This window comes from Planctomycetota bacterium (genome assembly GCA_018242585.1).
Lineage (GTDB): Bacteria > Planctomycetota > Planctomycetia > Pirellulales > PNKZ01 > JAFEBQ01.
In genome coordinates this window covers 99,480-112,104 of record JAFEBQ010000003.1, presented here as the reverse complement: position 1 = coordinate 112,104, position 12,625 = coordinate 99,480, and the positions used below count along the sequence as shown (strand labels likewise).

General features: G+C 61.9%; 11 protein-coding genes. 3 read left to right on the top strand and 8 right to left on the bottom strand.

Going from position 1 to position 12,625, the window contains the following annotated elements; translation table 11 throughout:
• Positions 1 to 27: 27 nt before the first annotated feature.
• The 5 genes from JSS27_01600 to JSS27_01580 form a co-directional block, all read right to left on the bottom strand.
• Positions 28 to 1,545: a hypothetical protein gene (locus tag JSS27_01600; protein ID MBS0207625.1), complete on the bottom strand. Its 1,518-nt coding sequence runs from the start codon at positions 1,543 to 1,545 to the stop codon at positions 28 to 30.
• Between the two features lie 861 nt (positions 1,546 to 2,406).
• Positions 2,407 to 3,480, bottom strand: a complete 1,074-nt coding sequence (locus tag JSS27_01595) for a beta-mannanase (protein MBS0207624.1) — start codon at positions 3,478 to 3,480, stop codon at positions 2,407 to 2,409.
• Between the two features lie 38 nt (positions 3,481 to 3,518).
• Positions 3,519 to 3,887, bottom strand: coding sequence for a hypothetical protein (locus JSS27_01590; GenBank protein MBS0207623.1), 369 nt, complete (start codon positions 3,885 to 3,887; stop codon positions 3,519 to 3,521).
• A 263-nt stretch (positions 3,888 to 4,150) separates the two neighbouring features.
• Complete coding sequence (locus tag JSS27_01585) at positions 4,151 to 4,573, bottom strand: YjbQ family protein (protein ID MBS0207622.1); 423 nt, start codon at positions 4,571 to 4,573, stop codon at positions 4,151 to 4,153.
• Positions 4,574 to 4,900: 327 nt separating this feature from the next.
• Positions 4,901 to 6,439 carry an arylsulfatase gene (locus JSS27_01580; protein MBS0207621.1) on the bottom strand — a complete coding sequence of 513 codons (1,539 nt, stop codon included), beginning with the start codon at positions 6,437 to 6,439 and terminating at the stop codon, positions 4,901 to 4,903.
• A gap of 511 nt (positions 6,440 to 6,950) precedes the next feature.
• Here JSS27_01580 and JSS27_01575 point away from each other — a divergent pair.
• The 3 genes from JSS27_01575 (at position 6,951) to tnpA (ending at position 9,204) form a co-directional block, all read left to right on the top strand.
• Positions 6,951 to 8,324, top strand: a complete 1,374-nt coding sequence (locus JSS27_01575) for a sulfatase-like hydrolase/transferase (protein MBS0207620.1) — start codon at positions 6,951 to 6,953, stop codon at positions 8,322 to 8,324.
• A 49-nt stretch (positions 8,325 to 8,373) separates the two neighbouring features.
• On the top strand, positions 8,374 to 8,595 hold the full coding sequence (locus JSS27_01570; GenBank protein ID MBS0207619.1) for a hypothetical protein: 222 nt from the start codon (positions 8,374 to 8,376) through the stop codon (positions 8,593 to 8,595).
• A 156-nt stretch (positions 8,596 to 8,751) separates the two neighbouring features.
• Entirely contained in the window at positions 8,752 to 9,204 is a 453-nt protein-coding gene (gene tnpA / locus JSS27_01565; protein ID MBS0207618.1) for an IS200/IS605 family transposase, read from the top strand.
• 280 nt (positions 9,205 to 9,484) lie between these two features.
• Here tnpA and JSS27_01560 read toward each other — a convergent pair whose 3' ends face one another.
• The 3 genes from JSS27_01560 to JSS27_01550 all read right to left on the bottom strand — a co-directional run bounded on the left by JSS27_01560 (position 9,485) and on the right by JSS27_01550 (position 12,624).
• Positions 9,485 to 10,078 carry a malonic semialdehyde reductase gene (locus tag JSS27_01560; GenBank protein MBS0207617.1) on the bottom strand — a complete coding sequence of 198 codons (594 nt, stop codon included), beginning with the start codon at positions 10,076 to 10,078 and terminating at the stop codon, positions 9,485 to 9,487.
• A 128-nt stretch (positions 10,079 to 10,206) separates the two neighbouring features.
• A complete protein-coding gene (locus JSS27_01555; protein MBS0207616.1) occupies positions 10,207 to 11,319 on the bottom strand; it encodes a hypothetical protein in 1,113 nt (370 codons plus the stop codon).
• Positions 11,320 to 11,382: 63 nt separating this feature from the next.
• Positions 11,383 to 12,624, bottom strand: a complete 1,242-nt coding sequence (locus JSS27_01550; GenBank protein ID MBS0207615.1) for a RidA family protein — start codon at positions 12,622 to 12,624, stop codon at positions 11,383 to 11,385.
• Position 12,625 lies beyond the last annotated feature (1 nt).

Here is a 12,625-nt window from a genome sequence, read left to right as displayed (position 1 = left end):
AATCACGGAGCTGTCACGCGGCGCGGTTTAGCGCTGCTTGGCCGGGCGAACCGCTTGCCGCCCAGGGCGCTTGGCCGGTTGGGCCGATGGCTGAACTTCCAGCAGAGCCGGCTCGTCCAGCGAAGTCAGCGACGGACGCGCCTCGGCGGCCAACGGCGGCTGGGCCGCGGGGACCGACGCTTCCTCGGCCGCGATCGGCTTGAGCGCCACCGCCGGCTTTAGTTCGAGCATCCCCTTCGCCTCGGCGCGTTTGCCGTCAGACTTGGCCTTCGCGGCCGGTCGCGCGGTCTTTTCTCCTTGCGGCGCGGTGGGCATCTTGACCGCGCTTCGCGAGACGTTCGACAGCGACTTTGGCGCGCTGGTCAGTTGCGGCTCCGGCACCGGCGGCATGGCCGGGCTGTCGAAGTCTTCTTGCACGGCCGGCGCGCCAGCGCCAATGTTATAGACGATCGATTGGGTCGCTTGCCCGTCGGTGTTGTACCAACTCCATTCGCCGATCTGTTCCCCCTTGGTGTATTGACCGACGATCTGCTTGCGGCCGCTGTCGTACCACCATTGCCAACGATCGCTCTGTTGGCCGGCGGTGTAGTGCCCCTCGATGGCCCGCTGGCCGCTCGGGTGCCACCACGAGAACTTGCCGTTCGGCTCGTCGTTGCGGAAGGTTCCTTCCATCGCCTTCTGGCCGTTGCGATACCAGACGGTGTAGGTGCCGTCTCGCTCGTCGTGGCCGTCCTTGCCGATGACCTTGGTCTCGCTCGCACCGGCCAGCCAATCTTCGCGAGTCTCGGTTCGATCGAGCGCGAACAGGAACTCGGCCTGGGTCTTCTTGACACCCGGCGAGAACCATTCGACCTTGATGCCGCGGCGGCGGCCAGCCGAGTAGGTCTCGTCGGCCACGACCTTCTTGTCGGAGGAATACTCAATCAGGCGGCCGTCGATTTCGCCGTCGCGGTATTCGACTTCGCGCCAGGCGTTTCCATCGGGGAAGTACCAGACGCTCTTGCCGTGGCGCAGGCCTTGTTCATATTCCCAACGCGCCACCGGGCGCTCGTCGGCGTCGACAATCGCCCACACGCCGGTCAGCTTGCCATCGACGAACGTGCCGGTGGCCAGGAATGGGGCCTTGAACAGCTTGCCCCAGGTGTTGTTCAAGCACGAAGCTTCGCCGGCGTCGAAGTGTCGGACCCAGGTGCCATGCCGAGCGCCGTTGCGGCATTCGCCGCGCACCATCAGCCGGCCGGTCTCGCTCCACATGGTCCATTGACCGTGATTGACGATGTCGCCCGAGGCGTCGCGAATGACCTGACGCTCGACCTTGATCTTGCGGTTGGGATAGCGCTCCTGGACGACTTCGACGTCGCCGGGCTGAGCCTGCAGGGTTTGCGGCTCGGCCACCGGCAACAAGCCCGGCGCGGCGGCCGGCGTGGACGCTTCGACCTTGGGTTCAGCCGCCGCCAGTCGCGGCGCTTGGCTCATCGTGCCAGCCAAAGCCACTGCCACGGTTCCTACCCAGCGAACCATGCGAGGATGGATGAGTTGCACCATGGGTCTCGAACTCCCTTTCGATCGACCAGACGACTGGGGCTTGAAATGTTGATGGGCTGCGGCCGACAGCTCGCGCGGTGCGACCGATCGGCATTGGCGACGTGCGAGCGTCGCCGGCGAGCAACCCGGTGGCAAAGCCGGCATGGAAGATAGACTCTTCGCCGGCGTCAGAACCGAGTCGCTCAGCAGACCTTATCGGCGCGTCACAACCGGCTTTTGATGCTTTTGCGCCTTTTCCTCACAGGCTACGCAGTTTGCCGCGTCGCATGTAAAGTTACGCGAAGTTTGCGGGAAATGCCGCTGCTAGCGGCGGCATATTGTCCGTTGTTAGTGGTCCGTGGTCCGTTGATAAAGGCATTCCAGTGGAGTGCAACTGGCAACGGACAACTAATCACTGACGAATTGAGGGCCAAAGGCCCGGCACATACCAGCCTGGGGCAACGCCCCAGATCGTCGCGATTGAATAGGGATCAAGGGCTGAAAGCCCGACCCATCCTCGCGGTGACACGGAACGGAGATGGGGCGGGCCTTCAGCCCTTCAAACAATTTGGCGCCCGAAAACGTGGGGCGTTGTCCCGCGCTGGTATGGGGCCGCACCTTTGGTGCTAACGGCTACGCCGTGCGAAAGCAAAATATCGGGTAGCCCCGACAACTCGCTTGTCGGGGTTGCGCAGCAACAAGAGGGATCGTGCTACGGCGTAAAGCGAGCATCGAAACCCGCACTGCGTCCTCCCGTCGCTCGCGCGACCCGGACAACAAGTTGTCCAGGCTACCCCGCTGTTTGTCCGTTGTTAAAGACATTCCAACGGACTATTGACCACTGACAAGACAGAGCCAACGCGCGAGGGCCACTCGTCACGCTTACTTCCCAAACAACTCCTTGAACCGCGCGGATGATTTCGGGAACTCGGTCCCTTCGCGCTTTTCGGACTTGGCCGGGCCCGGCGACAGCTGGTGGTTGCCACCTTCGGAATCGTTCACGTCGAAATAACAGTGAAACGCCACGCGGTTCGCCGGGTCGTTGACGAACGCGTGCATCTGCTCGATGAAGTGGACGTTGTCCTGACCCCCGTGGCCGTCGGGCCGGCGGTTCAATCCCCACTCGGGAATCGCCAACGGCTTGCTGTGCTTCTGAGCGAACTCGGTCCAGAACTTCAGCCCGCGCGGACTGTAGTAGATCCATTCTTCCCAGACCTTCCGTTGCCGGGCGGCGATCTCGGCAACCGTCGCGTCGGCTGGCCACGGGTAGGTGTTCACGTTCCAGGTCTCGTCGTACACGTCGACGCCGACATAGTCGACGAACTTGTCGCCGGGCCAGGCCTCGTCGGCCGGAAAATCCTGATCGCCGAGCGTCGGGTTCCAACAGAACTGCAACTGCTCGCAGCCCGGCACGCCGCGCATGGTGGTAACGATCTGCCGCCAGTACTCGGCGAAGGCTTGCGGATCGGCCTTGGCGCGCCAGGTGTACCAGCCGCCGTTGAACTCCCAGCCGGGTCGCAGGATCGTGTCGGTCAGCTTGTAGGCCACCAGGTTCTCGGCCAGTTGGCGGAAGTGCTGGTTGTAGTCGCCGGCCGCGCCGCGCGCCAGCGAGACCGGCACGTTGACCCCCTTGGTCCCTTGCTTCGGCCCGCTGCCGTCAACCGGGCCGGCGAGCATTGGCACGGCCAGGATCAACCGCCGGCCCGGCTTGGCTGCAGTCCACTTGCCCCAGGCGTCGAGCCAATAGGTGGGCCACTCGACGTTGTCCCACGACTCGCCGCCAATGAAATCCAGTCCCCACACCGCCGGCCGATTCAACCAGCCAGCAAACGCATCGACACCAGCGGTGCCCACGGGCCAGTGATAGGTACCCAACGCGGGTTCAGCCGCCGGCTCCGCGGCGTCACCCAAAGAAGCGACGCATAACCCAACAATCAGAGCAAGAATCTGTTTCATTGTTCTCTCGAATCTCCGTCCATGATCGAACCTTGGCACTAGCCCCAACCTTTGAAGCGACTCGCAGGCAACTTGTCGTACGCCGCTAGCGCACGCTTTTGAGGAGCCGCCGCGAGTCGCTTACCACGATAACTGAAATAGACGATCTGGTCGCCTTCTTCGCCGGACTGGTCGTCAATGATGTACGGATGCACCTGCCACCAACTATGTGACTCGACGCCCACGGAGCGAATCCATGTTTCTGCTCCCTTGAGCGAAGAGGCGACATGAAATTGCAGGGCGTCGAAGTATGGCCTACGACGCGGCCCCAATACCTCGTAATGCATCACCACCCAAACTTGGCGACCCTGCTTTCGATTACTCTTTTTGCTTTGTCGATTAAGCGTCGCAATTTTGGCTTTGCTCATGTTTTGCCCCATTCTCGCCACCTCCGTGCCAAGTTCCGTGTCAGCTGGGTAGCCCCGACAACTCGCTTGTCGGGGTTGCGCAGCAACAAGAGGACTCGATTTTGGATTGAAACTCTCGCAGCGCGACTTCTGCTCCCTCTTGTCGCTAGCGCGACCCGGACAAACAAGTTGTCCGGGCTACCCACGGTTCATGCTTCTTCTCAATCCCGTCTTTTCTCTCCGTGCCGAACTCCGTGTCACCGTGCCTCTGTGGCTAATCCGCCTCACTCGCCGATGACTTTGACCAAGACGCGTTTCGGGCGGCGGCCGTCGAACTCGCCGTAGAAGATTTGCTCCCAGGGGCCGAAGTCGAGCTTCCCCTTGGTGACGGCCACGACCACTTCGCGACCCATCACTTGCCGCTTCAGGTGGGCGTCGGCGTTGTCCTCGCCCGTCCGGTTGTGGGCATAGCGCGCCGGCGACGCGTCGAACGGGGCCAGCCCTTCGAGCCATTTCTTATAGTCCTGGTGCAGGCCTGACTCGTCGTCGTTGATGAACACGCTAGCCGTGATGTGCATGGCGTTGACCAGGCAGAGCCCTTCCTGAATCGTGCTCTGCTTGACGATCCGCTCGATGGTTGGCGTGATGTTCTCAAAGGCCATCCGCGCCGGCAGGTTGAACGTCAGATACTCAGTGTGGGACTTCATGAGAGGAGCTACAGGATTCACCACAGAGGCACGGAGGATACGGAGAGGTCTTTATTGAAGAGAATCCGACCACGACGGACACGACGCAAGAAGCGAAGAGAGCAGAAATATTGAACCGCAAAGACGCGAAGAACGCAAAGAAAGAAGAGGTCGGGATGTGGGGAAGTAGCGGGTGGGGAGTCGCTATCGCGAACTGCGGGCCGTGAGCAGAGAGGTCGTTTACACCTCCACGTCTCAACACCCCCACTTCCCCACGTCTTCTCCGTGTCCTCTGTGTCTCCGTGGTAAATCCTTCTCCGTCGTGCCGTCGTGTCGTCGTGGTTGGTATTACTTCTTCTCCGCTGCCGACGGGGCATCGATGGCCGGGAAGGGGAAATCCGCCGACGGCGTGTGTTGCTCGGTCATGATCCGCTCGATCTTCGCCACCAGCTCGGGATGCTCGGCCGAGACATCCTTCGTCTCGCCAACGTCGGTGCGCAGGTTGTACAGCTCGATGTGCCGGTTCGGCTCGCGCTTCTTCTGTCGCGGGTTCAAGTCGGTGCGAATTCCTTTCCAGTCGCCGACTCGCACGCTTTGAAAGCCGTCGTAGGCCGAAAACTCACGATACAAGAATGGCCGCTCGGCTTGCGTCTGGCCGTTCAACGTCGGCACCAGACTGATCCCGTCGCAACGTGCCGGCACCAGCGACTTGCCACCGGCCACTTCCAGCAGCGTCGGCAGCCAATCCTCAAAGCCCGACACGCGCTCCGAGGTGGCGCCAGCTGGCGTGTGCCCTGGCCAGCGCACGATCGTCGGCTCGCGCACACCCCCTTCGTAGAGCGATCCTTTGAAGCCGCGAAACGACCCGGCCGAATGGAAGAACTCGCTATCGGCTCCGCCGACGCGGTCGTAAACCGGTCCATTGTCCGAGCTGAAGACCACGATCGTGTTGTCGTCGAGCTTCAGTTCCTTGAGCAGATCGAGCAACTGTCCCACGTGCCGATCAAGCCGCGTGACCATGGCCGCGTAGGTGGCGTGAGGCTTGAAGACCGGCACGTAACCTTGCTTGCCCACGTAGGGCTCCTCGGGATACTTGTCGGCGTACGCGGCCAGCGAGTCGTCCGGCACCTGCAACGACACGTGTGGAATGATCGACGGGAAGTACAAGAAGAACGGCTGGTCCTTGTTATCGCGCACGAACTGCAACGCCGCGGCGGTGATCATGTCGGGCGCATAGTGCTTGCCGATGAAGGGGGCGAACGACGCGGCGCTGGTCGGGTCGGCGCCGACCGGGAACTTGGCGTGGCCATCGACCGCGCCATCAAGATCGACGCGCTGGTCGTCGTTCCACAGGTGATCGGGATAGTGGCTGTGGGCGACCCGCTGGCAGTTGATGCCGTAGAAATGAGTGAACCCTTGCCGCAGCGGCCGCCCGGTCGACTCGGGCCCGCCAAGGCCCCACTTGCCGTAGCCGCCGGTCACGTAGCCCAGCTCTTGCAACAGCTTGGGGAGCGTCACCGTGTCGGCCGGCACCGGGAACTGCCCCTCGGGCTTGGCCTCGCGATTGTTGCGAACGAAGGAGTGCCCCGGGTGCAGCCCGGTCATCAGCACGCAACGCGACGGCGCACAGACGGCACAGCCAGCGTAGTGCTGGGTGAATCGCATCCCTTCGGCGGCCAGCCGGTCGATGTTCGGCGTCTGGTATTTCTGCTGGCCAAAGCAACTGATGTCGGCGTAACCCAGATCATCCGCCAAAATGAACACGATGTTCGGCGGCTTCGGCGCGGCGCTCGCTCGCTCGGCGGCTAATGACAAGCCGAGCGTCGCCACGACGAAGGTGCAGGCCAGACGGACCAAGCGCAATGGGAACACGTGCGAGCGGGCCATGACAGAAACCTTTCGCGAGGGCAAGTGAAGGGCTAGCGATGCGGTGCGGCTGGCAACGCTCAATCTTGGCTGGTCGCGCGGCGCGGGTCAATCGTCGGGGCCCGAGGGCCAACGAATAACGCGAAAGCAAGGAATCGCCAAGTACGGCGGCAGCCTAACTGTGGCTGAACTCGTCAGACTTCAGGCTGAATCACGTTCAATGCTCCGAAGTCCAACGACTTCGGCTACAGGTCACCCGCATCGCCCCTTACGTCACCCGTTCGGCGAACAGGATGTCGAGCGTGGTCCCGAGGCGCGCTAGTCGGCGGACCATCGCGTTCTGGCCGTTGCGCCCTTCGTGGCCGGTCTGGCCTCGCTGGGCGAAACCTTCCCCAGGGGGGTGCGCGTGCCCGAGATTTCCGTCATCCTCGGCTTCACGGAAAACGATTGGCTTGCGGGTGAAATTGCCCCTAAAATGCCGGCTTCTTTCCGAGCCATCGAACGATCATTGTCCTCTGCCGGAGCGATCTGCATGACACGGTTACGTTACGCCACGCGCGCCCTCGCGTGCTTATTTGCGGCACTGATCTTGTTGCTCGTTCCACAGGCGATGACAGCCGCCGAGCGGCCCAACATTGTGTTCATTCTGGCCGACGACTTGGGTTGGCACGATGTCCCCTGGCATGGCAGCGACTTCAAGATGCCTGCGCTCGACGAATTGTCAAAGCAGAGTCTGAAGCTTGAAGCGCATTATGTCCACCCGATGTGCAGCCCGACGCGGGCCGCGCTGTTGAGCGGGCGCTACGCCAGTCGCTATGGCGTGACCGGCGCGCAGAACGAACGCGCCTTTCCGTTCGACACCGTGACTTTGCCAGCCGCTTTGAAAACGGTGGGCTACACGACGGCCATCACCGGCAAGTGGCACTTGGGCTCGCTGCCTGAGTGGGGGCCGAACAAGTTTGGGTTTGATTACGCCTATGGCGTGCTGGCCGGCGGCGTGTCGCCGTACGATCACCGCTACAAGGAAGGCCCGTACGTCAACACGCTGCATCGCAACGGCGCGCCGATCGACGAGAAAGGGCACATCACCGATCTGTTCACACGCGAAGCGATCGACTTCCTCGAACGGAAGCACACCGCGCCGTTCTTCCTGTACGTGCCGTTCACCGCGGTCCATATTCCCATCGACGAAGAGGCCAAGTACATCGACCAGAACTCCCAGATCAGCGACCCGGGGCGACGGATGTTGGCGGCCGATTGCACGCATATGGATGAATCGGTTGGCAAGATCCTGGCCACGCTCGATCGAACCGGCCAGCGTTTGAACACGATTGTGATCTTTTGCAGCGACAACGGCGGACACAGTCCTCATCCCAATCACGGCGGCTACAAGGGCACCTTTCCCGAGTTGACGATTGCCAGCAGCAACACGCCGCTGCGCGGCTTCAAGACCGAACTGTACGAAGGGGGCATCCGCTCGCCGACGCTGGTGACGTGGCCCGAGCATTTACAGCCTGGCACGATTACCGAGCCGATGCACTGCTCCGATTGGTTCGCCACGCTGGCGGCCCTAGTCGGGTATGAAGCGCCGAGCGATCTGCGCTGGGATGGCGCGAACCTGTGGCCGGTGCTGTCGGGCGAGGTCAAGGCGCTGGCCGAGCCGCGCACGTTGTACAACGCCGGCGTGCGCTACCGCGAGCAATGTGTCCGTCGCGGAGAGTGGAAGCTGATCGTCTCGGCCAAGGGAAACGTCGAGTTGTTCAATCTGGCGGACGATCTGAGCGAGACGAAGAACGTCGCGGACCAGTATCCCGACGTGGTCAGCGACCTCAAGCAACGTCTGAGCGAAGCCGCCGCCCGCGACAACGAAAGCAAAGTCACCGGCGACGTGATTCCGAAGTCGTAATGGTTTTTGCAAACCGAGGGTTTTCCCAAGGACGAATCACCGCAACGTCATGACGAGTTCAGAAAAGAGCAAGAGTGCAACATGGAAAGCTGTATGCTTGTCCGGTCTTGTAGCGTCAGTTGTTGGTATTGGAGGCATGGTGTTTTACGAGCCACCGTTTTACAGCGATTACCTCTCGGACATGTGGGTTCTCGCGCTGTTCAATCTGGCATTCTATTTCGGGCCGATTGCGGCGATCATTGGTGGCATGGGCTGGTGGCTGCGGCGATGACCTTAGTTCATCAAGTCGTTAACGATCGCTTTGTGCTTGCCGCGATGGCATTTTCAAGCACCAAAGGTGCGCACCATACCAGCCTGGGCCAACGGCCCAGGTACGATGGCGCATTTAATTCCAAGGGCTGAAAGCCCGCCCCATCGGACTGTTGACGTGCCACAATCGCTGAGCCTGGTAGTCGTGCATCTGATCTTCAGCACGCATGGCCGCAAGACTTGGCTCAGCACGGAATGGCTGCCGAACCTCCACGCCTACCTTGCCAGCGTCACCCGCAACAAGGGTTGCGAATGTTTTCGCGTCGGCGGGACCGCTGACCATGTTCACCTGGCAATCCGGCTGTCGCGCACCGAGACGATTGCCGACGTGGTAGAAGAGGTGAAAACCGCTTCATCGAAGTGGGTTAAGGAGCAAGACGCCTCGTTGGGCGCGTTCGCCTGGCAGCGCGGCTATGCCGCGTTTTCGGTTTCGCCCAAGGACGTTGACGCGCTGGTCGCTTACATCGACAACCAAGCAGAACATCATCGCACGCGATCATTCCAGGACGAATTCCGCGCCTTGTTGACCAAATATGGCGTCGATTTCGATGAACGCTATGCCTGGGATTAGGTTGGGGCAGGCTTTCAGCCCTTGGGCATTGTGGCGCGACGCATACCTGGGGCGTTGCCCCAGGCTGGTATGGGGTCGGGCCTTTGGCCCTGCAACTTGCGCTAAACCCAAACAGCGTGCTGGGCTGAACACAATGGCGACGTCAAATCATAGACGCAGGCGGTTTGGCCCTAGCACTTCAACCCCTGCCCCAACGACGTGGTCGCTCTCGCCCTCGTTGTGGCGCATCTTCGTCGTGTCATCGTGGTTAAATCCCCCCGCGCGTGATCGCCCGGCGGCGTCACACGATCTGGCAAGCTTCGTTGAATTCCAATCGCGGGCTGCGCGGATAGAGCTTCGCAGCGTCGCCGTAGCCCAGGTTGCAGAGGAAGTTCGACTTGACCGTCGTGCCGGCGAAGAACGCCGCGTCAACCGCCGCGTTGTTGAACCCGGACATCGGCCCGCAATCGAGCCCCAGCGATCGCGCCGCCAGCATCAAATAGGCCCCCTGCAGCGACGAGTTGCGCAGCGTCATCGTCTCGAGCACATTCTCAGGCAAGTCCTTGAACCAGGACCGGGCGTCGGCGTGCGGAAACAGCTTGGGCAGCAACTGGTAGAAGCGCAGGTCCATGCCGACAATGGCCGTGACCGGCGCCGCCATCGTCTTGTCGACGTTGCCGGGATCGAGGGCCGGCTTGAGCTCGGCCTTGGCCGCCGCCGATTTGACGAATACCAGGCGCATGGGGCTCATGTTGGCCGACGTGGGGCCGAACTTGGCCAGCTCGTAAACTTGCTTCAGCAGCTCGTCGTCGACCGGCTTGTCGAGCCAATGGAAATGGGTCCGCGCGTCGCGAAAGATCAGATTCAGCCCGTCATCGGACATCAGCTTGGCCATCGTATCACTCCTTGCCGCAAAAGATGAGTCGGCCGACGAATGCGCCTATGAGATGTGGCGCATTGTAAGGAGCGCAGTCGGCCAAGGCCAGCGGCGGAGAGTGATGCAAATCGGAACTACGAGGCGACCTATCGCCTGACAATCTCATCCCGCAACCAGTTCATGACGCTAAAGAACTGTTCCCTTGCTGCTCCGCTTTCAAGCGCGGCGAGGTCGAACGCCGGCTCTCCATCAAGCAGGTCTCCCGACATCGACACGCCATGTATCTTTGCCAGTCGATCTAAAAGCTCCTGTCGCATGCTCGGCGCGTCAAACGGCGCAACCCGCTTGAGCCGTTTCATGCGCAACGCGACCCTGCCAAGCGAATAAAGCGTGAACAAGACGTTGGAAAAATCGCGGTGCGTGAAGCCGACGGTAACCGAGCCGTACGTCGTTCCTTCGCCCCAGCGCAATTCGCAAGCAGCGTTCTTTGCCCATTGGATGATGGCCGCCGCCGCATTACGTGTCCCCGTCCCAAATTGAGTATCTATGGCCGATAACAGCGACGTCTCGTCCCAAGATCGCTTGTCACGCGGCCCCGCCTCAATGGTTTGCCCAATGACGCGAGGCACCAGAGTTTTGAGCCCTGGGCCGGTGTATTGCTTGATCTCGACCGCCAGCACCTCGGCGGGGTCCATCTGCTTGTTTAAGAATTCGACAATCCGCTGTAGCTCGGGCGGGATGATATCGGCGACAAAAACCAGGCGGATTTTTCCCGCCTGCAAATTCGTTTTCGCTTGTTCCCAGAACTGGTCCACAGTCCCCGCCTGGCCGATGAATCTTTCTATTTCTTGCTCTGGCATAACACCGCGCGCTTCACACGATGTTTCGTATTCCGCACGCATTTTCTCCACCGGCCAGTAGGCAACCGCATTGGCCGCGTAATCGAGCAATTGGCCCACGACTTCACGGCGAATTCGCGTGTCACTGCTGCGCTTTACTTCAACGAGCGTGGGAATGGCATCCTGGTCGAGAAACAAGTGGTCGAGCGACCAGCGGCCACCGCCATCCTGTTCGCCAGGGACCGACACCTCGCGCGAAATGAGCAGCCAGCGCCTTGGCTCAGCGCGATTCATCTGGCCGCCGGCCAACAAATTCGGATGCTTGGCGAGGATCGCCTGAAAATCGTCCTCTGTTTCGTAAGGCTGAACCGTGAGTTCAACGAGTTGCTCGCCGTTGAGGACAAAAATGCCATCGCTCATTGTTGGTTACTGCCCACTTCGATAAAAATGTCGGCAAGTCGCACGTATTAGGCCCGTCTGGCGTTAGCGCTTCGGTGGCGCGGCGATCATATCGACGGTCAACGCGCGCCCCGGCGCGCCGGTGGCGGCGATCGACGCCTTGCTGGCCGCCGGCGGCCGAGCCGGATCGTAATACTCGGGGCGCAGCGCGTTGAGCTGCTTGCTCGTGTCGTCGCTGGTCACATAGTACGTCGCTTTGACCAGATGGCGCAGATCGCTGCCGCCGAGCGCCAACAGCTTTTGCAGGTGCTGGAACACCTCGCGCACTTCGTGGGCCCCGTCGCCGGCCGTGTTGCTGTGCAGGCCCGAGATGTACATCGTCTGGCTGCTGTTCAGACAAGCCACGCGGCTGAAGACCGGCGACGCCTTGACGCCCGAGGGTGTGAAGAACGCCACCGACTCGCTCTTGGGCAATCCGGCCGCGGCGCTCGACAGGGGCGGCGTGGCGATCAGCTCGATTTCGATCGGGCCGGCCATCGTCCATTCGACGTACACCACCGGCGTGGGCCGACCGCCGAAGAACTTCACGATCTCGGCTTCGGCCAACGGGGCGGCCGAGATGGGCTGCAAAAAGCACTTCAACTGCACGACCGATTCGCGAGTCAGCCCGAGTTCCTTGAGCGTGTTGTCCAGACTGGCCAGTGTGGCGGCCGTGGCTTCGGACATGTCCCCCGGCTTGGCGTCGCCCGAAACATAAACCTTGGGACCGGCGGGCAGCACGCCGACGTGCGCGCCCCCCAGTCCGCTCGGCGGGGAAGGGACGACGGCCACACGCTCGCGCAGCGCCTGGCCCGGCACAGCCTTGATCGACGTGACCGCCACGGCGTCGGCCGCAACCAGCGCGTCGGCATGGGCCAGCTTGCCCACGGCAAACGTCACGGCCGGCTTGTTGCCGCCAGAGAAGCGTGCAGCCATCACGGCGCGGGCTTCGGCGGCGGCGGCATCGCTGGTCGCACAGACGTTCAACTTGACGATCGCGCTCATATCGCTGCCCGAGTTCTGCAGCACCGTGGCCAGCAGGTCGAAGACCTTGTGGGCTTGCTCGGTGGCCGTGCGGCCGACGACCGACCCTTGCGGTTCGAGCGCGAACAGTTGCGTGGTGTGCAGCAGATTGGCCGGCCCGACCACGACGGCTTGCGAGCTGCCAGTGGCGGCGTCGGAGCCGATGTATTCGAGCTGCGTGACCGGCTGCTGCGCCCAGCTCCACGCCGGAACGAGCAACACGACGACGACCAACAGAGCCAGGCGATCCAGGCGGCGACTCATG